Below are 25692 nucleotides of genomic sequence, written 5' to 3'. Positions count from 1 at the left end.
TCGGTAGTTCGTTACGTTACGTGGCCTCTTGCTTTGCGGCCTGGGCCTGCTGCCTGCTCATGATGGCTACAAGCCTGCGGCTTAAACCAATACCTATACGTATCGCCAGAAATTTCCAGGTGACGTGTTTCACGACGAATTGCGAAACGCCAGTCATTGCTTTACTGGTCATGTCAGGGGCCTGTCTGATCATGATCAGCGGGGCGTCTTTCAGGGTGGTGCCGGCCGTGATGAGCAATTTCGAGACCTGGACTTTGCTACCGCTGGTTATGAGGCTTTTGCCCAGGCGGGTAACGACTTTTGCCGTGCCTGCGAGCAACTTGCCCGCGGGTCCCACATAGGGAATCATGTAAAGCGCCAGACCGATTGCTCCTCCCCTCATAAGCGCTTTCTCTCCGGACAGAATGTTTTCGATTTCCGGCCAGGGCGTCAGGTGTATCAGAAAGCTGGACACCTCTTCGAGCGCACCTGGGGCACCGTTATCTATTTCTACCTGCGTGAGGCTTTTGCAGTGTGCAAAGAGTGCATCTTCGTTGACGTAGAAAAGCGATGTTGTGATGGTCTCGGCAATGCCAGTAGAGCGTTTTGAAAACGAGGTCGGAGGCTGGTGTTGCCCGACCTCTGCACTTGAAGAATCAAATCGTTCACCAATGGTTTCTGCAATCATCACAGCGCTTGCCCCAGGCTCAGGTAGCTGACCGTTCAAATAGGCTCCCTGATCAAATGGCATTGTGATTCCGTTATAAACCGCTACCGGTATACGGGTGGGAGGCAGAATGTCCCAAAAATCTATACCGACCACACCGTTCTTGAGAAGGGCCTCCAGATCAGGGCGATAGCGTACAATCATCGATAACGGAAACACCTCGTAAAACGTGGTTTTGCCCTCGTAGACAGCTTTGATGACAAAGCCCGTGCGCCCTCGCAACGGCTCCCGATGTTTTTCGCTCTCTGTCGCCGCCAGCACGTCCTTGGTCGGCAATCTGAGTGAGTGTAGCGACACCTCACCATTTTCGATCGCCATGCGGTGCTTGAGCGGCAGGTGAGTCAGCAACTTTCTGATAATCGTCGCATACGCCTTACGGGCATCTGCCAGATAAGCCTGAAATTCACTCTCGAACCTTTGATTGATGTCTGGCAGCGCCTTGTACAACAACTGCATTTCACGGTTGATGGGAAGCAGGCCCTCGTTGCTGTTGCGCCCCGGCAGTCTCCAGTCATCAATGTTTTCACCTGCCATGTAGATCTCCAGCAACGACGACGCCTTGTGTTTTATGCCGTAGGGGTCGTATGGCAGATTTGACGGTGAGAGCGTGCCTTGGTGATCGCGATAGACAGGCGTGTGATTTTTGCGTAGCACCGCCAGCCTGATGCCGAGATCGATGGGCGGAAACCAGTAATCTTCCTGCTCAAGTATTTTTTCTATTTCAGGCGTCCTCCGCGCTTCTTTCATGGCACTGATAGCCATGGCTTTGCGTTCTGGCGCTTTCCGGATCAAGGCGTTCGCAGCTTCAAGGGATTGTTTCTCGGAGTGTTCAAACGCGCTGGCGGCCTGTTCTATCTCTTGTTCGGAGTAAGGCAGGTCGCTCTGGGTACGAATGTAACCGTTGGCCTGGGCCCAAGTCAGAAGAATGGGCATGCGCGTTGCGACATAGGCGACTTGCTGCTCTTCGGTGTCCATCTTTTTGTTGAAAATCACCGGCAGCTCGATCAGGTCTTCAAAGTTCATCCAGCGTGACGAGCCAAACTCGATGACTTCCGCAAGTGTGACCCCATGTTGAAAGTTGACCCACACCTCTGTACAGCCGTATGGCAGATCATCGGGAACACTGCTGACCAGCCATTCCGGGCAGTCATCGAGTGCAAGTATGAAGCAGGCAATTATTGCTTCGTTGACAGACTCAGCCTTGCCCGTGGTGATCAGGTGGTTGTGAATATCGTTCAGGATGTCAGCGTGGCGGCGTCCCTGGTTTTCGGCCTGGGTGAATGGATAGCCGGCAATTTCTCCTGGCTTCCGGTTTTCTGGATCATGAAGATCGCTACTGATGGCATACCATAAAATCCGGTCCACGAGTGTTGTCAGGGACGCGTCCGTTTCTTCTTCAGGCCGACCAAGCTGTGCCAGCAGCGTTTGCCCCAATGCCCTTGCCGGTTCCGATCTGAGAATCCGGGCAATAACCGTCACCGGGGAGTTCTGCACATCTGCCAGTGGGCAGGAGGCAATTATTTCAGCACCCAGCTTGCCTAGCAGCGTGCCACCGTCGGTGCCAAGGTACTCAATGCAGGCTCGCTTCAGATCCTGCAGATTTTGCATGGTCAGCATGGCCTTGATGTCGAACTGATCAATAAGCCCCAGTTCTTGACTGGTGCGAAGTTCTGCCAGCGTATTGAGCAGGGTTTTGATCGCTGTTTCGTCAGGCGATTGCGGCAGCGACAACCCGTAGTTATAGCGCAGCATCAATGCCAGACTGACGCTGCCATCGCTGTCTATCTGAAACGGGAGTTCCTGGTTTTCGGCCTGGACCGGGTGAGGTAGCGCAGCTTTCTCAGCGCAGTATTCGCCGAACCCGGACGCTGGGTCGGGCTTGAGCCGAATCTGTTCGAGGTTGATCGCGGCATTGCCGCTTTGCATCGCTGCGAGCAATGCCATTCGGGTCGCCTCGTAGTCAGCGCTTTCGGCAGGATCCATGAGGTCAATGTGAGCTTTGACGATTCGGGTCGGTTCTGCGGGCGGTTGTCCCGCAGGGTTTAGCTGAGTCATTACATGTACTCCGATAAGGGTTAATCATTGGAGAACGATGTAAGCACTCACCAATCTGTCTGTGGCATTAAGTAAATATTGTGTGGGCCCAACGTTATTGCCCCGTGCGCCCCGTTTCCGTGCGACCCTTGCACCGTCGGCTCCGGCTGGCACGATTTTGGTGCTTTGCCTGGCTGGGCGGGCAATGTCACTCTCGTTGGCGCATGACTTTGACCGTATGGCATAAGTCTTGCGCGGCTCAATTACCGTTCAGGCTCGCAGGAGGCACGCCGTGTCGATTCATATTGCCTTGCACCATGTCACGCATTACCGCTACGAACGCGCGGTCGAACTGGGTCCTCAGATCGTTCGTCTGCGCCCGGCCGCCCACAGCCGCACCCGCGTGCTGTCGTATTCACTGAAAGTCCTGCCTGAAAACCACTTCATCAACTGGCAGCAGGACCCTCAGGGCAATTACCTGGCGCGTCTGGTCTTTCCGGAAAAGACCAACGAATTCCGTGTCGAGGTTGATCTGGTCGCCGAGATGGCGGTGTTCAACCCGTTCGACTTCTTTCTGGAACCCTACGCCGAGAACATCCCCTTCACGTACGCCAGCGAAGAGCAGCGCGAGCTTGCGCCGTACCTGGAAAAGCTGCCGCTGACGCCAAGATTCAAGGCCTATCTGGACAGCATCAGCCGTGTGCCGATTCCGGCCATCGACTTTCTGGTTGGTCTCAACCAACGCCTGAGCCAGGATGTCGATTACCTGATCCGCATGGAGCCGGGTGTACAGACCCCGGAATTCACCCTGGAAAACGCCTCGGGCTCCTGCCGCGATTCAGCCTGGCTGCTGGTGCAACTGCTGCGTCATCTGGGCATGGCTGCACGGTTTGTGTCGGGCTACCTGATTCAGCTCAAGGCGGATGTCGAGGCGCTGGACGGGCCGTCCGGTACCGACGTCGATTTCACCGACCTGCACGCCTGGTGCGAGGTGTATCTGCCGGGCGCGGGCTGGGTCGGGCTGGACGCCACGTCCGGGCTGTTCGCAGGCGAGGGGCACATTCCGCTGGCGTGCAGCCCGGAGCCGTCCTCCGCCGCGCCGATCAGCGGGCTGGTCGAGCCGTGCGAGACCGAATTCAGCCACGAAATGTCGGTCGAGCGCATCTGGGAGGCGCCACGCGTCACCAAGCCCTACACCGAAGAACAATGGCAGGACATCCAGGCCCTCGGCCGGCAGATCGACGCTGATCTGCTGCGCGACGACGTGCGCCTGACCATGGGCGGCGAGCCGACGTTCGTCTCCATCGATGATCGCGACGGCGCCGAGTGGAACACCGCCGCACTGGGCCCTCGCAAGCGCGAGCTGTCTGCCGAGCTGTTTCAGCGTATGCGCGCGCATTACGCGCCGCTGGGCATCGTGCATTTTGGTCAGGGCAAGTGGTATCCGGGCGAGCAACTGCCGCGCTGGTCGCTGAACTGCTTCTGGCGCAAGGACGGCAAGCCGGTCTGGCACAACAACGCGCTGATCGCGGATGAAACGCAGGACTATGGCGCGACCGGCGAGCTGGCCGGGCGTTTTCTCGCCAGCGTAGCCGAGCGCCTCAAGCTGCCGGAGCGTTTCGTCTTTCCAGCCTACGAAGACAACTTTTACTACCTGTGGCGCGAAGGTGCGCTGCCGGTGAACGTGACCGCCGAAGATTCACGGCTCGGCGACGAACTGGAGCGGGCGCGCCTGCGCAAGGTCTTCGCGCAAGGTCTGGACAAGATGATTGGTCAGGTCCTGCCGCTGGCCCGTAGCGCAAAAGGTGAAAATTGGCAGAGCGGCCGCTGGTATCTGCGCGATGAGCACTGCCGTCTGGTGCCTGGCGATTCTGCGCTGGGCTACCGATTGCCACTGGCGTCGCAGCCTTGGGTCAAGGCGGCGGAGTACCCGTTCATTCATCCGACTGACCATAACCAGGACTTCCCCGAGCTGGCCGACAGCGACTCGCTGACCTCGCAGCTCAAGGCCGAGAATGCCGACGCCGAGCGCGAGCCCAAGCTGGATGAGTCCGCCGACTGGCTGACCCGCACCGCGCTGTGTGCCGAGGCGCGTGATGGGCGTCTGTACCTGTTCATGCCGCCGCTGCAAAAGCTTGAGGAATACCTTGAGCTGGTAGCCGTGATCGAAGCGACCGCCGAAGAGCTGCAATGCCCGATCCTGCTGGAAGGCTACGAGCCGCCGAGCGATCCACGCCTGTGCAACTTCCGCATCACGCCGGATCCTGGCGTCATTGAAGTCAACGTGCAGCCGTCCGCCAGCTGGGACGAACTGGTCGAGCGCACCGAGTTTCTTTACGAACAGGCCCGCCAAACGCGCCTGACTACCGAGAAATTCATGATCGACGGCCGTCACACCGGCACCGGTGGCGGCAACCACTTCGTGCTCGGCGGGGCGACGCCTGCGGACTCACCGTTTCTGCGCCGCCCGGACCTGCTGCGCAGCCTGCTCAGCTACTGGCACAACCATCCCTCGCTGTCTTACCTGTTTTCCGGCCTGTTCATCGGCCCGACCTCTCAGGCACCGCGCGTCGATGAGGCGCGCAACGACTCGCTCTACGAGATGGAAATCGCCTTCGCGCAAATGCCTTCGCCCGGCGAAGAAGTCGCGCCGTGGGTCATCGACCGTCTGCTGCGCAACCTGTTGATCGACGTCACCGGCAACACCCATCGAGCCGAATTCTGCATCGACAAACTGTATTCGCCGGATGGCGCGACCGGGCGTCTGGGCTTGCTGGAGCTGCGCGCCTTCGAGATGCCGCCCCACGCACGCATGAGCCTTGCCCAGCAATTGCTGCTGCGGGCGCTGGTCGCACGTTTCTGGCGTGAACCCTACGCACCGGCCAAACTGGCGCGTTGGGGCACACAGTTGCACGACCGCTTCATGCTCCCGCACTTCATCGAGCAGGATTTCGCCGACGTGGTCGCCGACCTCAACTCGGCGGGTTATCCGGTGCAGGCCGACTGGTTTGCCGCGCATCTGGAGTTCCGCTTCCCCAAAGTGGGCGACTACGCCGTCAATGGTATCGAACTGGAACTGCGTCAGGCGCTGGAGCCTTGGCACGTGCTGGGTGAAGAAGGCTCGGCCGGTGGCGCGGTGCGCTATGTCGATTCGTCGCTGGAACGCCTGCAGGTGCATCTCACCGGTCTGTCGCCGCAGCGTTATTTGCTGACCTGCAATGGCATCCCGGTGCCGCTGCAAGCCACCGGTCGGGTCGGCGAGTTTGTCGCCGGCGTACGTTATCGTGCCTGGCAACCGGCCAACTGCCTGCAACCGACCATCGGTGTGCATGCACCGCTGGTATTTGATCTGCTCGACACCTGGATGCACCGCTCGCTGGGCGGCTGCGAGTATCATGTCGCCCACCCGGGCGGTCGTAACTACGAAACCTTGCCGGTCAACGCCAACGAAGCGGAAAGCCGTCGCCTGTCACGTTTCTTCCGCATCGGTCACACGCCCGGCAAACTGACCGTCCCGTCGCTCAACATTAATGACGAGCTGCCGATGACGCTGGATATGCGTCTGCATTAAAAACAGTGGCTCTGTGCGTCAGATGCACACGGACGTGACATCTGACTGCACTACTCTGAAGTCCTTACGTTGCCTGCCGAGCCTTCCATGCCCGACCTGCTTGACCAATACCCGCTGTCCGAGGGTACTTACCACGAAATGCTCGATGCCGACGGCGCTGTTCGCCCGCACTGGCGTCGCCTGTACGAACACCTGCGGCGCAGCACATCGGCGCAACTGATTCAGCGCCAGGACTTGCTGACCCGCCAGATTCAGGAAAACGGCGTCACCTACAACGTTTATGCCGACCCCAAGGGCGCTGATCGCCCATGGGAACTGGACCTGTTGCCGCACATTATTGCGGCGGATGAGTGGCAGCATGTGGCGGCAGGGATTGCCCAGCGTGCACGACTGCTCAACGCCGTGCTCGCCGACCTTTACGGCCCGCAGACGCTGATCGCCAATGGCTTGCTGCCTGCCGAGCTGGTATTTGGTCACAACAATTTCCTGTGGCCGTGCCAGGGCGTCAAACCGCCTGAGGGCACCTTCCTGCATATGTACGCCGTGGACCTGGCGCGCACGCCGGACGGGCGTTGGTGGGTGACTGCCGACCGCACTCAGGCACCCTCGGGTGCCGGTTATGCGCTGGAAAATCGCCAGAGCGTCGCGCGCGCCTTGCCGGAAACCTACCGCGACCTGCAAGTGCGGCATCTGTCGGGCTTTTTCGACACCCTGCAGCAGACCCTGGCCCGTCAGGCGCCGACCAGCAGCGAAGCGCCTCTGGTGGTGTTGTTGACGCCGGGACGTTTCAACGAGAGTTATTTCGAGCATCTGTACCTCGCTCGGCAGTTGGGTTATCCGCTGGTCGAAGGCGGCGATCTGACCGTGCGTGATGCCACTGTCTATCTGAAAACCCTCAGCGGCCTGCGCCGGGTTCACGCGATCATGCGCCGTCTGGACGATGACTTCTGCGATCCTCTGGAACTGCGTACCGATTCTGCGCTGGGCGTGCCGGGGCTGCTGGAAGCCGTGCGCCAGGGCAACGTGTTGGTCGCCAACGCCTTGGGCAGCGGTGTTCTCGAATCGCCTGGCCTGCTGGGCTTTTTACCGAAAATCAGCCAGTACCTGTTCGGCGAAGAGCTGATCCTGCCGTCCGTTGCGACCTGGTGGTGCGGAGAACCGACCGTGCTGGCGCAAGCGCTGGAGAAACTGCCTGATCTGCTGATCAAACCGGCATTTCCCTCGCAGCATTTCGCCCCGGTGTTCGGCCGCGACCTGAACGAAGAACAGTGCAACGCACTGGCTCAGCGCATGCAGTCGCGGCCCTACGCCTATGTCGCCCAAGAGCTGGCGCAGTTGTCTCACGCGCCGGTATTGCAAGCCGATGGCACCGGCTTGCAACCCCGTGCCATTGGCATGCGCGTTTATGCGGTGGCCAGCCTTGATGGCTATCGCGTGTTGCCCGGCGGCTTGACCCGCGTTGCCGCTGAAGCCGATGCCGACGTGGTGTCGATGCAGCGCGGTGGGGCGAGCAAAGACACCTGGGTGCTGGGCGAGCGCTCGCATTTGGGCGAGCCCTGGAAAGGCCAGCGCGCGCTGGGTGTCTACGACCTGATCCGCCGAGACCCTTACCTGCCATCACGCGTGGTGGAGAACCTGTTCTGGTTCGGGCGCTATTGCGAGCGCTGCGACGACAGTGCCCGTCTGCTGCGCATCATGCTGACGCGCTATGTCGATGATGACGATCCGCTGGCGTTGCAGGCAGCCGTGGCACTGGCGGAAAGCCTGGGCATGGTGCCCGAAGCCGAGGAAGACGAGGAGTTGAAGGATCGCCTGCTCGTGGCCCTGTTGGGTGACGAGTGGCCGTTCAGCCTGCGCGCCAACTTGCAGCGTCTGCAATGGGCCGCCTCGCAAGTGCGTGGCAAGCTCTCAAGGGAAAACTGGCAGGCGCTGGTCGAATTGCAGCGTGAAGCGTTAAGCCTGGAAACCGAAGAGCCGGATTTTGGCCAATTACTGGATTTTCTCAACCGTCTGGTGATGTCGCTGGCGGCACTGTCCGGTTTTGCGCTGGACGACATGACCCGCGACGAAGGCTGGAGCTTTTTGATGATCGGGCGGCGTATCGAGCGTCTGAAGTTTCTCAGCACCAGCCTGGCGGCGTTTCTGCGTGGCTCGGTGGCGTCTGAACAGGCGGGGCTGGAATGGCTGCTGGAGCTGGGCAACAGCAGCATCACCTATCGCTCGCGTTACATGGCCGTGCCGCACCTGATTCCGGTGCTGGACTTGCTGTTGCTTGATGAGCAAAACCCGCATGCGGTGTTGTTCCAGCTCAAGCTGGTGCAACGCTCGCTGCGCCGCCTGAACGACGAGTTCGATGCGCCCCGCGATAACAGCCTGGCGGTGCTGGCTCAGCGTCTGGCCGCATTCGATCTGGGCAGCCTGGAAAACCCGCTGTTTGGTCAGAGCAGCATCGACGCGGTGCTCGACGGCCTGGCTGATCTGCTGCACAGCATCGGCGACAGCAGCGGGCAGGCGTCAGATCGTATGGCGCTGCGCCATTTTGCCCACGTCGATGACGTCAGCCAACGCACGGTATCTGTCTGATGAGCGCCTTCTACCAGATTTTTCACGACACGCATTACAAGTACGACACCCCGGTGTCGCTGGCTCAGCAGCTGGCGCACCTGTGGCCGCGCAGCAGTCCCTGGCAGCGTTGTACCGAGCAGGCACTGGAGATTTTCCCGGCGCCCACCACGCGGCGTGATGAGCTGGATGTGTTCGGCAACCCGCTGACGCGACTGGCGTTCGAGCGCCCGCACGACGAGTTGCAGGTCAACGCCCGGCTACGTATCGAGGTACTGGAGCGGCCGCAGCTGGATTTCAACCTGTCGCCGGAGTGGGAAGTCACTCGCAATGCGCTGACTTACAGCGCCAAGCCGATGACCGAGGACATTCTTGAAGCCTGCCGCTATCGCTTCGAATCACCCTATGTGCACTTGAAGCGCTCGTTCGTCGAGTTCTCCCAGGATTGCTTTCCCGTAGGGCGTCCTTTGTTGCTGGGCGTGCAGGCCTTGATGGAGAAGATTTTCGACGAGTTTACCTTCGATGAGGAGGCGACTCAGGTCGCTACACCGTTGGTCGAGGTGCTGGAGAGTCGCCGCGGTGTGTGTCAGGACTTCGCCCATCTGATGCTGGCGTGCCTGCGTTCTCGTGGCTTGGCGGCGCGCTACGTGAGCGGCTACCTGCTGACTCAGCCCCCTCCCGGCCAGCCACGACTGATCGGCGCTGATGCATCGCATGCCTGGGTCTCGGTATTCTGCCCGGCGTCAGGTTGGGTCGATTTTGACCCCACCAACAATGTTCAGCCTGCGCTGGAACACATCAGCCTGGCCTGGGGCCGTGACTTCTCCGACGTGTCGCCGTTGCGCGGCGTGATTCTGGGGGGTGGCTCGCATGATCCCGACGTTCGGGTGACGGTAATGCCTGTCAGTGCTTAATTACTGGCCCTCGCTAATCGTTCTTCAAAAGGGCGCTTTATCGCAAGCGCCCCTGGGACCATTTGACTCACGTCCTTGGAACCCTCGCCCTGATCGGGCACTCTCTTGTTGCGTCCGTTTTTTTACGTTAATCAAATTCCTGCCCCGGAGATTCAAATGATTCGCAAGCTTGTAGCGATTTCGCTGTTGTCGTTGGCCAGTGGTCAGTTGTTGGCTGCCGAGTGCTCGGCTACAGTCGATTCTACCGATCAGATGATGTACGACACCAAGGCCATCCAGATCGACAAGAGCTGCAAGGAATTCACCCTCAACCTGACCCATTCCGGCAGCCTGCCGAAGAACGTCATGGGGCATAACTGGGTACTGAGCAAAAAAGCCGACGCCAGCGCGATCACCACTGACGGCATGTCGGTCGGCATCGACAAAGACTATGTGAAGCCGGACGACACCCGCGTCATCGCCCACACCAAAATCATCGGTGCCGGTGAAAACGACTCGGTAACGTTTGACGTATCGAAGCTTGATCCGGCGGAGGATTACCAATTCTTCTGCACATTCCCGGGGCACATCAGCATGATGAAAGGCGCCGTGACCCTCAAGTAACGGCCCCAAGTAACGGCCTCAAGTAACGGCTGGCCCTTGAGCAGCGCGAGGAGTGCGCACGATAGTTGAGATTAGCGTTCCTCACTCCAGCGTTGGAATGCCTCGGGTGACGCACTGCGTTACAGATCTGTGCCGCGCCGCATATTCAGAAGCTGACGCGCAGCGTCCAGAAAGGCGTACCCACGCGGAGCATGGGCACGATAGTGTTGCTGCTCTCTCGTTGCGCACGCACCGACCCACTCACGGCGCGTACGGCAATTCGCGTTTGTGTTGGGTCTTGGCGTAGGTTTCGCAAATGATCCGAAACGCTTCTTCACGTACCGGCTCGCCGTGCAGGAAGGCGTCGATCTCGGCGTAGGTCACGCCGTGCGAAGCTTCGTCCGGTTTGCCGGGGGAGAGGTCTTCGAGGTCGGCCGTCGGTACTTTTTCCACCAGTGATTCCGGCGCGCCGAAATGGCGGGCGATGGCGCGTACCTGGTTTTTCACCAGGCCGCTCAGCGGTGCCAGGTCGCAGGCACCGTCACCGAACTTGGTGAAAAAGCCCATGACCGCCTCGGCGGCGTGGTCAGTGCCGATCACCAGCCCTTGATAGGCCCCGGCGACGGTGTACTGCGCAACCATACGCATGCGCGCCTTGGTGTTGCCGAGTACGAAATCCACCGAGCTGGCCGGGAGCCCGTCAAACGCCTTCACTTCCGCGGCCAGCGCCTTGACGCTAGAGCCGATATTGATGGTGTGGCGCTCGTCCGGCTCGATGAAGTCCACCGACGCCTGAGCTTCGTGCTCGTCGGCCTGCACCACGTAAGGCAGGCGTACCGCGATAAAACGGTAGCGGGTATCACCGGTGCTTTCGCGCAACTCCTTGACGGCGCGCTGGGCGAGCAGGCCGGCGGTCAACGAGTCGACGCCGCCGCTGATGCCCAGCACCAGCGTTTTCAACCGAGCGTTCTGCAGGCAATCCTTGATGAAGCCGACGCGGCGGGCGACTTCTGCCTGCAACGCGTTCTGGTCCGCAAAAGGTGGCTGGACCTTGAGCTGTTCAGCAATCTGGCGCTGTACGGCGTGCATGATTCACTCCTCGTAAGTAGGGCATTTCAAGCGGGTTTTGCGGGGCTCGGCAAATCAGGCACCTTGAACACATGCCGCAGGTAGGCGACAAAGTTCGGGTCCTTGCATTGCGTCTTGCCGGACTCATCGGAAATTTTTGCCACCGCCTGACCTGCGCAAGCGGTCATCTTCAACACCATGTTCATGGGGGCGATGCCGGGTATGTCGGCGGTCAGGTTGGTGCCGATGCCGAAGCTGACATTGATGCGTCCGCGTAACGCCCGAAAAATATCGAGTGCCTTGGGCAGGTTCAGCCCATCGGAGAACACCAGCGTCTTGCTCATCGGGTCGATACCCAGTTTCTGGTAGTGCGAGATGCATTTTTCGGCCCACTTCACCGGGTCGCCCGAATCATGGCGTAAACCGTCGAACAGCTTGGCGAAGTACAGATCGAAGTCGTTCAGGAAGGCATCGGTGGTGATGCAGTCAGTCAGCGCAATACCCAACAGACCGCGGTACTCGCGAACCCAGCAATCAAGCGCGGCGATCTGACTGTCGATCAGGCGCGGCCCCAGTTGCTGGTGAGCCATGATCCATTCGTGGGCCATCGTGCCGAGCGGTTTGAGGTCAAGCTGGCGCGCCAGGTGAACGTTGCTGGTGCCGACCAGTTGCCCCGGAAAGTCCAGCTTGAGCACGTTGAGAACTTCTTCCTGCACACGGTAGGAGAACCGCCTGCGCGTGCCGAAGTCTGCGACTTTCAGCTCGGCCAGTTCATCTGGCGTGGCGTTGACGGTCAGCCATTCGAACTTGTCGTACAGGCGATCCCGCGCCTGGCTGAGCAGGGTGTCCGGGTAGCGATGCCGATTGCGCACCTCGCTGACGATCGCCAGCAACGGCACTTCAAAGAGGATGACGTGGAGCCACGGGCCGTGCAGGCGAATGCACAGTTCATCGTTCTCGATGCTGGTTTTTACGTAGCGGGTATTGAAACGGAACAGGCCCAGAAACCTCAGAAAATCCGGTTTCATGAAGGTGATGCGTTCCAGAAAGACCAGATGTTCAGGGCTCAGGGACAGCTCGCACAGCAGCTCGATCTGGTGCTGGATTTCGCCCAGGTAGGGACGCAGGTCTTCACCGTTGCGGCAGCGGAACTCCCATTCAACGTCGACGTTGGGGTAGTTGTGCAGCACCGCCTGCATCATGGTCAATTTGTAGAAATCGGTATCGAGCAGGCTTTGCACGATGCGATTTGAAAAGGCGCTCTCGCTCATTGAATCGGGCTCTCCAGAGCAGCCGGATAATGTCGGACCCGCGACTTCCTGTCTGTCACCACGGAAAGCTCACGGCCGGATGGGTAGGCATTGTCGCCCTTAACGGGCCGGTTGATCCAACTGTTCCAGCATCCACTGCAGAAAAACCCTGATTTTGGGTACGTCGGCAGTATGTTCCGGGTAGGACAGGTAGTAGGCGCTGTTAGTGCTGGGCAATGCGTAATCCCATGCAATCACCAGCTTGCCCTCGGCCAGTTCTTCCTCGACCAGAAAGCGTGGCAGCAACGCGACACCGCAACCGACCTGTGCGGCCCGAATACACATGTAGAAGGTTTCGAAGCGCGGCCCGTGATAACTGTGATCGGTGTGGTAACCCTGGCTTTCAAACCACTCGTGCCAGGCTTGCGGGCGAAAGGCGTTCTGCAATAGCACCAGTTCGCTCAGTTGTGTCGGGTCCGTGAAGGGCTCGGCTGGCAGGCTGTCGGGCGAGCACACCGGCACCAGTTCTTCGCCGAACAGCTTGACGCTTTCGGCACCGGGTATCGCGGCCTGGCCGAAGTAGAACGACACGTCGCAACGCCCCTTGAGCAGGTCGTCGGACTCCTGTTCATTGATCAGGTCCAGATGAATGTGCGGGTGTCGCAACCGCCAGCCTTTCAGGCGTGGCACCAGCCAGCGGGCACCGAACGTCGACGGCGTGGAGACCCGCAGCACCTCGGTCTCGCCGCCATAGGAGCGCAGAAAGTGCGTGGACATCTCGATCTGAGTGAGGATCTTGCGCACTTCCGCCAGATACAGCGCGCCGGCGGGCGTCAGTTGCAAGCGCCGACGCACGCGCTGAAACAGCAAGTGCTGGACCAGTTCTTCAAGCTGCGCGACCTGTTTGCTGACGGCGCTCTGGGTCAGGTTCAACTCTTCTGCGGCGCGCGTGAAGCTCAAGTGCCGGGTCACTGCCTCAAAGCATTGCAATGCGGCGATCGAAGGCAGATGACGTTTGTTCAGCATGATGACTTCTCTTTTTACGGCGCGAGCGTGCGTGAGCAACATGAATAATCGGAATGATATCTCGCTTGAATGTCGTTTGTCGGCCACGCGTCTGCCGTTTATTAATGCCTGAGATAGCTGCGTTCATGTGTTCTTTGGCAAATCCGCTAGCCTCAAATGGTGCGTCTCGTAGCGTTCGCGCACCGGGCGTGTGCAATTCGGTGACGTGTGTTGTTACAAGCGGGTTGCCCATTGTCGAATGTGTGGGTTGCTACCTGGCTCGGTTTCGGTTGCTCTTTTTCATGGTCAGGTTGCACCTTGTATGTTTCAGCGGGTTGCACGCCTCTGCGCGTGGTAAACAGGTCGTTGAATGGAAAGAAAAACACGCCATTCACGATAATGAAAAAGTGATGGCACGCGCCTTGCTCTAAGCAACACGTAGTTCTGAAGCTGATTTCGAGCAATCACGTAATTGCAGTGCCCATTAAAAAAATATCCTCAGGAGCACCACTCATGTCGCATACGTTTTACAGGAAAGGCTTTCTGGCAATCGCAGTGGCAACTGCATTGGGCGTGTCTTCGTTTGCACAGGCTGACGTGAAAATCGGCGTCGCAGGTCCCATGACCGGCGCCAACGCATCGTTTGGTCAGCAATACATGAAGGGTGCGCAGGCAGCAGCCGACGCAATCAACGCGGCAGGCGGTGTGAACGGGGAAAAAATCGTCCTGGTTGCAGGCGATGACGCCTGTGAGCCAAAGCAGGCCGTTGCGGTTGCAAACCGTCTTGTGGATCAGGAAAAAGTGATTGGTGTGGTCGGGCACTTCTGCTCGTCGTCGACCATTCCCGCCTCGGATATCTACAACGATGCAGGCGTGATTGCCATTACGCCGGGCTCGACCAACCCGACGGTGACAGAGCGTGGCTTCAAGGAAATGTTCCGCATGTGCGGTCGTGATGACCAGCAGGGCGTGGTCGCCGGTGATTACATCGTTGACGTGCTCAAGGGTAAGAAAATTGCCGTTATTCACGACAAGGACACCTATGGCCAGGGCCTTGCCGATGCAACCCGCAAGCAACTGGACAAGCGCGGCATCAAGAAAGAAGAAATTCTCTACGAGGGTCTGACTCGTGGTGAAAAAGACTTCAGTGCGCTGGTGACCAAGATTCGTTCGTTTGGCGCCGACGTTGTGTACTTCGGCGGCTTGCACCCGGAAGCCGGCCCGCTGGTTCGCCAGATGCGCGAGCAGGGCCTCAAGGACGTCAGGTTCATGTCCGATGACGGCATCGTCACCGACGAGCTGGTCACCACCGCTGGCGGTCCGCAATACGTAGACGGCGTGTACATGACCTTCGGCGCAGACCCGCGCGTGTTGCCGGAAAGCAAGGCTGTCGTGGATCAGTTCCGCAAAACCGGTTACGAGCCTGAAGGCTACACACTCTACGCTTACGCCTCGCTGCAGACGCTGGCTGCCGGCTTCAATGGCGCCAAATCCAACAAGGGCGAAGAGGCTGCCAAGTGGCTCAAGGCCAACTCCGTCAAGACCGTTATGGGTGATAAAGCCTGGGATGCCAAGGGCGACCTGAAAGTCTCCGACTATGTGGTTTACCAGTGGGACGCCACCGGCAAATACAAGCAACTCGAAAAACAGAAGTGAGATAAACCTCGTGTCAGTTCTGCCCGGCAGAGGCTGACCGGGTGATGGGCTCGCCCATGAGCGAGCCTGCATCTCTTTTGTGTTTTCGGACCTGCCGATCGCGCCTCACGAGGGGGCGATCAGTGGGGTGCTGAGCTGCCTTTCAGTGTGTGAGCGTGCGTGATGGATGGAATCTTCCTGCAACAAATGGTCAACGGACTCACCCTCGGGTCTGTTTATGGCCTTATCGCCATCGGCTACACGATGGTCTACGGCATCATCGGCATGATCAACTTCGCCCACGGCGATGTGTACATGATTTCCGCCTACCTGGCCGCTATCGGCCTCGCGGTTTTGTCTTTCTTTGGACTGGAATCCTTTCCGTTCCTGATTCTCGGCACGCTGGTTTTCACCATCGTGGTCACTGGCGTCTACGGGTTTGTCATCGAGCGGGTGGCCTACAAGCCACTGCGTAACTCGACCCGCCTGGCACCGCTGATCAGCGCGATCGGTATTTCCCTGATTCTGCAGAACTACGCGCAGATCAGTCAGGGCGCTCGCCAGCAAGGCGTGCCGACATTGCTTGAAGGCGCCTGGCGCTTCGAGATCGGCAGCGGCTTTGTGCAGATCACCTACACCAAGATCTTCATCCTGATTGCCGCGTTCGTCGGCATGGGCGTACTGACCTACATCATCAAGTACACCAAGCTGGGCCGCATGTGCCGCGCCACGCAGCAGGACCGCAAGATGGCGTCGATCCTCGGCATCAACACCGACCGTGTCATCTCCTACGTGTTCATCATTGGTGCTGCCATGGCTGCACTGGCCGGTGTGCTGATCACCATGAATTACGGCACCTTCGATTTCTATGCGGGCTTCATCATCGGCATCAAGGCGTTCACGGCTGCGGTACTCGGCGGCATTGGTTCGCTACCGGGCGCCATGCTGGGCGGTTTGATCCTCGGAGTTGCCGAGTCGCAGTTCTCCGGTTTGATCAACTCCGATTACAAAGACGTGTTCAGTTTCGGCCTGTTGGTATTGATCCTGATTTTCCGTCCCCAAGGCCTGCTGGGTCGCCCACTCGTGGCGAAGGTATAAGTATGTCCGTTACTGCTGCTGGTCCTGTCACCAAACCTGTTGAAATCAAAAAAAGCCTGATCGATGCCGTCGTCGCCGGGCTGCTGGCGCTGATCGTATTTGGCCCGATTGTCGGCATCGTGCTCGACGGCTACAGCTTCAACCTGCAACCGACCCGTGTCGCGTGGCTGGTGGCTGTGGTCATGGTCGGGCGCTTTCTGATTAGTCTGTTCCTGCAGACGCCCAGGGGCATACGCATGTCCCAGAGCTTTGAAAGCTCGGATTCTGGCGTGCATGTGCTCAAGCCAGATCACAAATCCAGCCTGTACTGGATCATTCCGCTGCTGATCGTGGTTGCCATCGTGTTCCCGATCTTCGCCAACAAGTACATCCTGACCGTGGTCATTCTCGGGCTGATCTACGTACTGCTGGGGCTGGGCCTGAACATCGTGGTCGGTCTGGCCGGTCTGCTCGATCTGGGCTACGTCGCGTTCTACGCCATCGGTGCTTATGGCCTGGCGCTCGGCTATCAGTATCTGGGCCTGGGTTTTTGGTCGGCGTTGCCGCTGGCAGCGATCGCGGCGGCGCTTGCCGGGTGCATTCTCGGCTTTCCGGTGTTGCGCATGCATGGCGATTACCTGGCCATCGTGACGCTGGGGTTCGGCGAAATCATCCGTCTGGTGCTGAACAACTGGCTATCGTTCACGGGCGGCCCGAATGGTGTGCCGGTGCCGTCGCCGACCTTTTTCGGCCTGGAATTCGGACGTCGCGCCAAAGACGGCGGTGTCCCCATTCATGAATATTTCGGCTTCGATTACAACCCGGACCTGAAATTCATCTTCATCTATACCGTGCTGTTTCTGGTGGTGCTGGCAGTGCTGTTCATCAAGCATCGCCTGACCCGCATGCCGATCGGTCGTGCCTGGGAAGCCTTGCGTGAAGACGAGATTGCCTGCCGTTCGATGGGCCTCAATCACGTACTGGTCAAGCTCTCGGCGTTCACCATAGGTGCTTCGACAGCGGGGCTTGCGGGCGTGTTTTTCGCCAGCTACCAAGGCTTCGTCAACCCGACGTCGTTCACCTTCTTCGAGTCGGCGCTGATTCTGGCCATCGTCGTGCTGGGCGGTATGGGTTCGACCATCGGTGTGGTGATTGCTGCGTTCGTGCTCACCGTTGCGCCTGAACTGCTGCGCAGCTTCTCTGAGTACCGCGTGTTGCTGTTCGGCATTCTGATGGTGCTGATGATGATCTGGCGGCCGCGCGGCCTGATCCGCATCAGCCGCACCGGGGTGAAACCACGCAAGGGTGCGCTGGTGACAGAAGGAGGTGCGCGATGAGCAATGAAGTGATTCTTTCTGTCGAGCACCTGATGATGCACTTTGGCGGCATCAAGGCCCTCAGCGACGTCAGCCTCAAGGTGCGTCGCAACTCGATTTTTGCCCTGATCGGTCCCAACGGTGCGGGCAAGACCACGGTTTTCAACTGCCTGACCGGTTTCTACAAGGCCACTGGCGGGCGCATCGAGCTGCACACCCGCGGCAAGACCACCAATGTGATCCGGCTGCTGGGCGAGCCGTTCAAGGCGACTGACTTTGTCTCGCCGAAAAGCTTTTTCAGCCGGGTGTACTACAAGATGTTCGGCGGCACCCATCTGGTCAACCGGGCAGGGCTGGCGCGCACCTTCCAGAACATTCGCCTGTTCAAGGAAATGTCTGTGGTCGAGAACCTGCTGGTTGCCCAGCACATGTGGGTCAACCGCAGCCTGATCAGCGGGATCCTCAACACCAAAGGCTATCGCAAGGCCGAAGAGGACGCGCTCAATACGGCGTTCTACTGGCTGGAAGTGGTCGATCTGGTGGATTGCGCCAACCGTCTGGCGGGCGAGCTGTCCTACGGCCAGCAACGCCGTCTGGAGATCGCCCGTGCCATGTGCACGCGTCCGCAGGTGATCTGCCTGGACGAGCCGGCTGCCGGTCTCAACCCGCAGGAAACCGAGGCGCTGAGCGGCATGATCCGCCTGCTGCGCGATGAACACGACATGACCATTGTGCTGATCGAGCACGACATGGGCATGGTCATGGGGATTTCCGACGATATTGTGGTGCTCGACCACGGCAACGTGATTGCCATGGGCGGGCCGGAACAGATCCGCAACGATCCGAAAGTGATCGCTGCGTACCTGGGCGCTGATGAAGAGGAGCTGGTATGAGCAAGCCGATCCTCGAACTAAAAGAGATCGATGTGTTTTACGGGCCGATTCAGGCCCTCAAGAAGGTCTCGCTGCACATCAATGAAGGCGAAACGGTGAGCCTGATCGGCTCCAACGGCGCGGGCAAGTCCACGCTGCTGATGTCGATCTTCGGTCAGCCGCGTGCCGCCAGCGGGCAGATCATCTATCAGGGCACGGACATCACCCAGAAGTCCTCGCACTACATTGCGTCCAATGGCATTGCGCAGTCGCCGGAAGGGCGGCGGGTGTTCCCCGACATGTCAGTCGAGGAAAACCTGATGATGGGCACCATCCCGATTGGCGACAAGCATTCGGCTGAAGACATGCAGCGCATGTTCGAACTGTTCCCCCGCCTCAAGGAGCGCCGCAACCAGCGCGCCATGACCATGTCCGGCGGCGAGCAGCAAATGCTCGCCATTGCCCGTGCGCTGATGAGCAGGCCCAAGTTGCTGCTGCTCGACGAACCGAGCCTGGGGCTGGCGCCGATCATCGTCAAACAGATCTTCTCGACCCTGCGCGAGCTGGCGGCCACCGGCATGACCATCTTTCTGGTCGAGCAGAACGCCAACCATGCGCTCAAGCTGTCGGATCGCGCCTATGTGATGGTCAACGGTGAGATTCGCTTGTCAGATACGGGCAAGGAATTGCTTGTAAATGAAGAGGTCAGGAACGCTTATCTGGGCGGTCACTGAGTTCGTCAAAGACCTGTCGTATTCAAACCGCGCCCCGGATGCTCAAACATCCGGAGCGCGTTTCTTTGCAATTGTGGAAAACATTTTTGGTGACCCTCCTGCATGCGACATAAAACCGCTGCAAATGGTTGTTTTGTCACCGTTTTGACTTGTTCAGGTTTACTGTGGAACTGGCTGTTAATAACTTGGGAGTATTTACCTGCAGCCCTTTATGCATAAGGGCTGTAGCGCGCTGGTTAAATTTCGTACAAAGGTTTTCGGCTAACTTTCGAAGGGGTTTGTCAACCGTTTTGCAACTGGTCGTTCATACAGCTTTTACAGTTGCATAGCCTGTGGATAAGTCTGTGAACAAGCGTTGGAAATAGTGATCCAGCCGTTGCTGCATCTGGGCTACAGGCCATCACGGTTTTCTGACGCTCCTCATTCCCTTTGTGGTGTCGGGCAAAGTCAAGGGAAAAACTTCACCCCAATCGCTGGAAGCCCCGAACGACGGGACTTTCAGCGTAACCGACTTGCCCCCAGAGATTGTGTGTCTGACTGTGGATAAGGTGGGCAAAAGTACCTGCAAGCCCCGGAATACATGGCGTTGCTCAAGCTGGTTGTTTTTTGTACAAAAGTGCCGGGTTGTTGCATCGTGGCCCCGCTGACGGGCATTCTGCTGCCCTGCCGCTAACTTATTAACAGGCTGCGCTTTTTTCGCGCCATGTCAGGAGATTGAAATGACTTCCACCGTATTCATCACGGGCGCTACTTCCGGTTTCGGTGAGGCCTGCGCCCGCCGTTTTGCTGATGCGGGCTGGTCGCTGGTATTGACCGGTCGCCGTAAAGACCGTCTGGATGCCTTGAGTGCCGAGCTGTCGAAGCAGACCAAAGTCCACACGCTGGTGCTGGATGTGCGTGACCGCACGGCGATGGAGAGCGCCCTCGGCGATTTGCCTGAGGCGTTTGCCAGCATTCGTGGGCTGATCAACAACGCGGGTCTGGCGCTGGGCATCGACCCTGCGCCCAAGTGCGATCTGGATGACTGGGACACCATGATCGACACCAACGTGAAGGGCCTTGTGTACACCACTCGCCTGCTGCTGCCACGCCTGATCGCGCACGGTCGCGGGGCGAGCATCGTCAACCTGGGGTCGGTGGCCGGTAACTACCCGTATCCGGGCGGCAACGTCTACGGCGGCACCAAGGCATTCGTCGGCCAGTTCTCGCTGAACCTGCGCAACGACCTGATCGGCACGGGTGTGCGAGTCACCAACCTGGAGCCAGGGTTGTGCGAGAGCGAGTTTTCGCTGGTGCGTTTCGGCGGCGATCAGGCCAAGTATGACGCCACTTACGCAGGTGCCGAGCCGATCCAGCCACAGGACATCGCCGACACCATTTTCTGGATCATGAACACGCCAGCGCACGTCAACATCAACAGTCTGGAGCTGATGCCCGTCAGCCAGACCTGGGCTGGCTTTGCAATTGATCGCAATCGCGGCTGACCGTCCTGCTGATCGAGCGTTACAGCTCGATCAGCCCTCTCCTGGCACCGGCGGCGGGAAGGCGGTGACGAAGCGGTTCTCGGCAAAATCAGCCAGACCGATGTAACACGTTGCCAGATGGTAAGGCGTGGTCGAAGGCATGTCGCTGCGACTGACCGTACCGTCGGGCTCCACGCACTCGTTCCAGCCTTTGGCATGCAGAAAGCGCCGCTCAAAAGCCTGCAACTGCTTCAGTAGCCCGGCCTCACTGTCAGGCCGTAGCGCCATTGCCCGCAAATACTCCGCCTGAGCCCAGATACGCTGGGTAGCGTCGCGCACCGTGCCGTCCAGCGTCAGCATTGCCGTGACCGCGCCGCTCTGTGCATCAACGCCTTGTGCCTGGGCGTACGCGAATGCGCGGGTCATGGAGTGGTGTAGTTCGCGACCGTGCAGGTCGGGCGAGGATTGCAGCAGGAAAAACCATTCGAACTGATGGCCTGGTTCGTACCAGTTATCCACAGCCCCCAGCGGTTTTTCCAGCATCACGCCGGTTGCCGTGTCGACAAAGCGGCGTTGCATGTGGATAACCAGCGCATCCATAGCCGCCTGAGTGGCCGGATCGGCGCGCACTGACAATGTTGCCAGAAAGGCTTCGGCCAGGTGCATCAGGGGGTTCTGCAACGGGCCGCTGCCCAGCGTCGACCAGTCTTCATCGAGTTGCGCTTCGTATAGCCCGTCATCGTCGGCAAAGCGTTCAGCTACTACGTTGAGCGCTGCGTTGAGCACTGACTCGGCGAGCGGGTCGCGCACTTTAGCCCAGTAATGCGCGCAGGCAAATATGATGAAGGCGTGAGTGTAGAGGTCCTTGCGGCGGTCCAGTGGCGTGCCCTGGGGATCAATGCTGTAGAACCAGCCGCCGTGCTCGGCATCATGGAAATGCTGTTGCAAAGAGCGGAACAGCGCGCCAGCCCGGGTTTGCGCATTCGGCACATCAGGGTTACCGATCAGACTGGAAAACAGGAACAACTGCCGCGCACAGGCCATCGCCCGATAGCGCTGCGGCGGCAACGGCTGATCGTCGGCATCCAGTGCTTCATAAGGCAGCGCCAGTTGCGCATTCCAGCCCGGCCCCTGCCAGAGCGGCACGACGACTTGCAGGAAATGCGCCTGCAAGGCAGCGAGTGCGGCGGTCAGTTCAGGGCTGGAGGCAGAGCTGGAAACATGAGGCATCGGCGGGCATCGCGGCAGTGTCGAAGTGCGCAGCATGTTATCAGGATTGCTGCGCCGGTGAGTATTCAGGACGCTACGCGTGCACCGCTCGTTGCGCACGCTCCAGCGTGGCAATGCGGGTCGCGACGCTCTGCGTCGCAAGAGGACGCGGAGCGTCCAGAACGGCATGCGACGCAGAGCGTCGCACGATATTGAGATTATCGTTGCGCACGCTCCAGCGTTGGCACGAGAGTCAGTTATCAGCCTGCCAGTAACCACACACCCGTCGCCGCCGAGGCTGCGCCAGCGATGCGCACCAGTGGCGCAGCCGCTTTTGGCAGTACGCGCACCACGGCATAACCCGCTGCATGCAGTGCTGCAGTCGCCGCCACGAAACCGACTGCGTAAGCCCACGGGCTGGACATGTCAGGCAGCTCAAGACCGTGCGCCACGCCGTGGAACAACGCAAACACGGCTGTCGCCGCCATCGCCAGTGCCAGCGGAGGACGAACCGCCAGTGCCACCGCCAGGCCCAGCGCCAGTACCGAGGCGGCAATGCCGCTTTCCAGCGCAGGCAGGTTCAGGCCTTCAAAGCCCAGCAGGCCGCCGATCAGCATGGTGCCGACGAAAGTGCACGGCAGCGCCCAGCGCGCTGTGCCCTGTTGCTGTGCAGCCCACAAGCCGACCGCCAGCATCGCCAGCAAATGATCCAGCCCGCCGAGCGGGTGGCTGATACCGGCGATCAAGCCGTTATCGCCATGGCCAGGGTGAGCCAGCGCCAACGTAGGCACCAACAGCAGGGCGAGGGCGCCCAAGGCTTTTTTGTAGTTCATCGACGGGTTCCTTTTGGGTTGAATTCAGGCGGCCGTGGTCAGCAGGCCCTGGCGCTCGATAAAGGCAATGATCTGTTCCAGACCCTGGCCGGTTTTCTGGTTGCTGAAGACGAACGGCTTTTCGCCACGCATTTTGCGCGTGTCGCTGTCCATCATCTCCAGCGAAGCACCCACCAGCGGCGCCAGGTCGATCTTGTTGATCACCAGCAGGTCGGACTTGCAAATCCCGGGCCCGCCTTTACGCGGCAGTTTGTCGCCTGCCGACACATCGATCACGTAGATGGTCAGGTCTGACAGCTCGGGGCTGAAGGTCGCCGACAGGTTATCGCCACCGGATTCAACAATGATCATATCCAGCCCCTCGAAACGACGATTGAGCTGGTCAACGGCTTCAAGGTTGATCGAGGCATCTTCACGAATGGCTGTGTGCGGGCAGCCACCGGTTTCAACACCGATGATGCGCTCCGGTGCCAGTGCTTCGTTGCGCACCAGAAAGTCGGCGTCTTCGCGGGTGTAGATATCGTTGGTCACGACCGCCAGGTTGTAGCGTTCACGCAGGGCCAGACACAGGGCCAGGGTCAGGGCGGTCTTGCCGGATCCGACCGGGCCACCGATGCCGACGCGCAGAGGTTGGCTGTTCATTGAGTTCTCCATAAAGCTGATCAGGACCGGAATAACCGGCTGTATTGACGTTCGTGGGCCATGCTCGCCAACGCCAGGCCGAAGGCCGCGCTGCCAGCAGGGTGAGTGTCTTGTGCGCTGGCATTGACCTGCGCCTGCTGCAACAACGGCAACAGCTCGCTGGTCAGGCGCTGCGCGGCTTGCTGGCCCAGTGGCAGCGTCTTCATCAGCACAGCCAGCTGGTTTTCCAGCCAGCTCCACAGCCATGCGGCCAGTGCGTCCTGCGGGCTGATCCGCCATGTGCGAGCAGCCAGCGCCCAGCCAAGGGCCAGATGCGGCTCTGTGGTCTGTTCCAGAAAGCGCCGGGCGTCGCGGTCCAGTTCAGGCAGGCCGTTGAGCAACTGTTGCAGGGAGTAGCCCATCTGCCGGCTCTCCTGATGCAACTCGCGGGTCTCGCGGCTGGCGCGGTGTTGTTCGCTGACTTGCAGCAGCTGCCCCCAGTCGCCAACGGCTGCTGCTTCGCAGTGAGCCAACAACAAGGGGGCCTCGAAGCGGGCAAGGTTGAGCAATAACTGATCACCAATCCAGCGTCCGGCAGTCTGCGGGTCGATCACGATAGACTGCTCTACGGCCATTTCCAGCCCTTGCGAGTAGCTATAGCCACCAATCGGCAACTGCGGACTGGCCAGACGCAAGAGCGCCCAGGCGCTGTTCACTTGCGCACGCCGAACTGGTGCATGCGCGGTGGGTAGTTGAAGTCCTCTTCCCCTGCGCGTGAATGATGATGCCCGCCACCATAAGCACCATGTTCCGGCTGGAACGGAGCTTCGATGGCTTCGGTGGTCGCACCGAGTTGATCGAGCATGGCCTTGAGCACGTAATCGTCGAGCAGGCGCAGCCAGCCATCACCGACCTGCAGGGCAACATGGCGATTGCCCAGGTGATACGCGGCGCGCGTCAGCTCGAATGTACTGCTGCAGGTGACGTGCATGAGCTTCTCGGGGCGCGCGCAGACACGCACGATACGGCCGTCTTCAGCTTGCAGAAATTCACCATCGCGCAGCGGCGACTGACCGCGTTGCAGGAACAGTCCCACGTCTTCGTTTTCTGCACTGAAGCAGCGCAGACGACTTTTGCTGCGTGCTTCAAAATTCAAATGCAGCTCGGCGGCCCATTCGGCCTGAGGTTCGATTCGGTTGTGAATCACCAGCATCAGATAGCTTCCAGCCAATTGCGATGCTTCAGATCAGAGCAAGGGGCTTGCCAACAGTGCACGCTGTAGGAAATCGCCGATAAATATGAATGATTTTGATCGGGTGTGACCTGTTTATGCCTATTAGTGGTGCGTTGCTGAAAATATGCTTTGTTTTGGTGCGCGCACTGTCTTCAACTGACGCTCAATCGTGAGTGCCAAGCCCCCGCCAATGTCGTGCGCCTATAAAAATGAAGCGCAACTGCTGGGTGATCTTCGCTTGTGGCGTCAAGTGCGGTGCCAGCGAGGCGGGTGGCGGATCGATCAGTTCGGGAAGCATGGCGAAGACGCTTTTCACCACCAGGTCAGCGATTATCGACAGCGCGTCGGCATTCAGGTGTTGCCACTTGGGCATCTTCGCCAGGTCGGCGGTCAGGTCAGCGCTGATGCCTTCGCGCAGCGCGCCGAGCGCCTGACGCACCTTGAGCGAGCCGCCGTATTGTTCGCGGGCCAGAAACAGAAACTGCGAACGGTTGGCCGCCACACGTTCGAGAAATATTTTCACCGAGGCGCGAATCAGGCCGCCCATGGCGAATTCGTTATGGCGCACCAGGCGGATGGTCTCGCGAAAAGTCTGGCCAACCTCGATGACCAGCGCCAGACCCAACTGATCCATGTCCTCGAAATGGCGATAGAAACCGGTCGGTACGATGCCTGCCGTGCGCGCCACTTCACGCAGGCTGAGGCTGCCGAACCCGCGGCCACTCTCCATCAACTGGTGGGCGGCATCCAGCAAGGCTCGTCGGGTCTGTTGTTTCTGTTCGGCGCGGGGCAGCATGGTTCAACTGTTTCTTGGAATAGGCGCCAGCACTTTAGCAAATGCGCTTTGCCCGCGTCGAAAGGGTTTTCAGGCAAGCCCTCAGGTCAACGCGACAGCATCAGTACTGGCCTTTGGCTGGAATTCGTATTCAAATCAAACCCTCGGCGCGTTTGTCAGTCGAACATTCATGTCGTATTCAGCGCGCCAGGGTCGGGGCGCTGTTTTCTG

20 protein-coding genes are annotated in these 25692 nt (G+C 59.4%); 10 read left to right on the top strand and 10 right to left on the bottom strand.

The genetic code is table 11. The annotated features are described in order from the left end of the window. Positions 1–16 precede the first annotated feature (16 nt). Positions 17–2761 (bottom strand): hypothetical protein, encoded by a 2745-nt coding sequence (locus tag PSPTO_RS25470; protein WP_011105235.1) that lies wholly within the window; start codon positions 2759–2761, stop codon positions 17–19. 271 nt (positions 2762–3032) lie between these two features. Between PSPTO_RS25470 and PSPTO_RS25465 the strand changes: the two genes are divergently transcribed. From PSPTO_RS25465 to azu, 4 genes are all read left to right on the top strand, one after another. Beyond that, positions 3033–6311 carry a DUF2126 domain-containing protein gene (locus PSPTO_RS25465; RefSeq protein WP_011105234.1) on the top strand — a complete coding sequence of 1093 codons (3279 nt, stop codon included), beginning with the start codon at positions 3033–3035 and terminating at the stop codon, positions 6309–6311. A gap of 87 nt (positions 6312–6398) precedes the next feature. Beyond that, positions 6399–8894 carry a circularly permuted type 2 ATP-grasp protein gene (locus PSPTO_RS25460; protein ID WP_011105233.1) on the top strand — a complete coding sequence of 832 codons (2496 nt, stop codon included), beginning with the start codon at positions 6399–6401 and terminating at the stop codon, positions 8892–8894. Continuing rightward, a complete protein-coding gene (locus PSPTO_RS25455) occupies positions 8894–9787 on the top strand; it encodes a transglutaminase family protein (RefSeq protein ID WP_011105232.1) in 894 nt (297 codons plus the stop codon). The genes PSPTO_RS25460 and PSPTO_RS25455 overlap by 1 nt, the downstream gene beginning before the upstream one ends. A 156-nt stretch (positions 9788–9943) precedes the next feature. Beyond that, entirely contained in the window at positions 9944–10390 is a 447-nt protein-coding gene (gene azu, locus PSPTO_RS25450; RefSeq protein WP_005763045.1) for an azurin, read from the top strand. A 240-nt stretch (positions 10391–10630) separates the two neighbouring features. Here the strand turns inward: azu and nadE are convergent, their stop codons facing one another. From nadE to PSPTO_RS25430, 3 genes are all read right to left on the bottom strand, one after another. Then, positions 10631–11458 carry an ammonia-dependent NAD(+) synthetase gene (gene nadE / locus PSPTO_RS25440; RefSeq protein ID WP_005620808.1) on the bottom strand — a complete coding sequence of 276 codons (828 nt, stop codon included), beginning with the start codon at positions 11456–11458 and terminating at the stop codon, positions 10631–10633. A 26-nt stretch (positions 11459–11484) separates the two neighbouring features. Then, on the bottom strand, positions 11485–12708 hold the full coding sequence (pncB, locus tag PSPTO_RS25435; protein ID WP_005763051.1) for a nicotinate phosphoribosyltransferase: 1224 nt from the start codon (positions 12706–12708) through the stop codon (positions 11485–11487). A gap of 99 nt (positions 12709–12807) precedes the next feature. Continuing rightward, positions 12808–13713, bottom strand: coding sequence for a LysR substrate-binding domain-containing protein (locus PSPTO_RS25430; RefSeq protein ID WP_005620804.1), 906 nt, complete (start codon positions 13711–13713; stop codon positions 12808–12810). A 492-nt stretch (positions 13714–14205) separates the two neighbouring features. On the opposite strand from PSPTO_RS25430, the gene PSPTO_RS25425 reads away from it, so the two are divergent. The 6 genes from PSPTO_RS25425 (at position 14206) to PSPTO_RS25400 (ending at position 20810) form a co-directional block, all read left to right on the top strand. After that, on the top strand, positions 14206–15348 hold the full coding sequence (locus PSPTO_RS25425) for an ABC transporter substrate-binding protein (protein WP_005736842.1): 1143 nt from the start codon (positions 14206–14208) through the stop codon (positions 15346–15348). 162 nt (positions 15349–15510) lie between these two features. Further along, positions 15511–16425, top strand: a complete 915-nt coding sequence (locus tag PSPTO_RS25420) for an ABC transporter permease subunit (protein ID WP_002551844.1) — start codon at positions 15511–15513, stop codon at positions 16423–16425. 2 nt (positions 16426–16427) lie between these two features. After that, entirely contained in the window at positions 16428–17741 is a 1314-nt protein-coding gene (livM, locus tag PSPTO_RS25415; protein ID WP_005763054.1) for a high-affinity branched-chain amino acid ABC transporter permease LivM, read from the top strand. Then, entirely contained in the window at positions 17738–18613 is an 876-nt protein-coding gene (locus PSPTO_RS25410; RefSeq protein WP_003376366.1) for an ABC transporter ATP-binding protein, read from the top strand. The genes livM and PSPTO_RS25410 overlap by 4 nt, the downstream gene beginning before the upstream one ends. Next, positions 18610–19326 (top strand): ABC transporter ATP-binding protein, encoded by a 717-nt coding sequence (locus PSPTO_RS25405; RefSeq protein ID WP_011105230.1) that lies wholly within the window; start codon positions 18610–18612, stop codon positions 19324–19326. The genes PSPTO_RS25410 and PSPTO_RS25405 overlap by 4 nt, the downstream gene beginning before the upstream one ends. A 719-nt stretch (positions 19327–20045) precedes the next feature. Next, positions 20046–20810 carry an SDR family oxidoreductase gene (locus PSPTO_RS25400; RefSeq protein ID WP_005763057.1) on the top strand — a complete coding sequence of 255 codons (765 nt, stop codon included), beginning with the start codon at positions 20046–20048 and terminating at the stop codon, positions 20808–20810. Between the two features lie 30 nt (positions 20811–20840). Here the strand turns inward: PSPTO_RS25400 and PSPTO_RS25395 are convergent, their stop codons facing one another. The 6 genes from PSPTO_RS25395 to PSPTO_RS25370 all read right to left on the bottom strand — a co-directional run bounded on the left by PSPTO_RS25395 (position 20841) and on the right by PSPTO_RS25370 (position 25482). Continuing rightward, positions 20841–22055 carry an AGE family epimerase/isomerase gene (locus PSPTO_RS25395; protein ID WP_005763059.1) on the bottom strand — a complete coding sequence of 405 codons (1215 nt, stop codon included), beginning with the start codon at positions 22053–22055 and terminating at the stop codon, positions 20841–20843. 203 nt (positions 22056–22258) lie between these two features. Continuing rightward, positions 22259–22831 carry a HupE/UreJ family protein gene (locus tag PSPTO_RS25390; RefSeq protein ID WP_011105229.1) on the bottom strand — a complete coding sequence of 191 codons (573 nt, stop codon included), beginning with the start codon at positions 22829–22831 and terminating at the stop codon, positions 22259–22261. Between the two features lie 24 nt (positions 22832–22855). Further along, a complete protein-coding gene (gene ureG, locus PSPTO_RS25385) occupies positions 22856–23473 on the bottom strand; it encodes an urease accessory protein UreG (protein ID WP_003376376.1) in 618 nt (205 codons plus the stop codon). Positions 23474–23493: 20 nt separating this feature from the next. Further along, positions 23494–24168, bottom strand: coding sequence for an urease accessory protein UreF (locus PSPTO_RS25380; protein ID WP_005763065.1), 675 nt, complete (start codon positions 24166–24168; stop codon positions 23494–23496). Continuing rightward, a complete protein-coding gene (ureE, locus tag PSPTO_RS25375) occupies positions 24165–24665 on the bottom strand; it encodes an urease accessory protein UreE (RefSeq protein WP_007244624.1) in 501 nt (166 codons plus the stop codon). The genes PSPTO_RS25380 and ureE overlap by 4 nt, the downstream gene beginning before the upstream one ends. A gap of 184 nt (positions 24666–24849) precedes the next feature. Continuing rightward, positions 24850–25482, bottom strand: a complete 633-nt coding sequence (locus tag PSPTO_RS25370) for a TetR family transcriptional regulator (RefSeq protein ID WP_005763069.1) — start codon at positions 25480–25482, stop codon at positions 24850–24852. Positions 25483–25692: the final 210 nt, after the last annotated feature.

Source organism: Pseudomonas syringae pv. tomato str. DC3000, from assembly GCF_000007805.1.
Taxonomy (GTDB): Bacteria; Pseudomonadota; Gammaproteobacteria; order Pseudomonadales; family Pseudomonadaceae; genus Aquipseudomonas; species Aquipseudomonas avellanae.
Note: the sequence above shows the minus strand (reverse complement) of the source record. Positions and strands in the feature narration are given on the sequence as shown.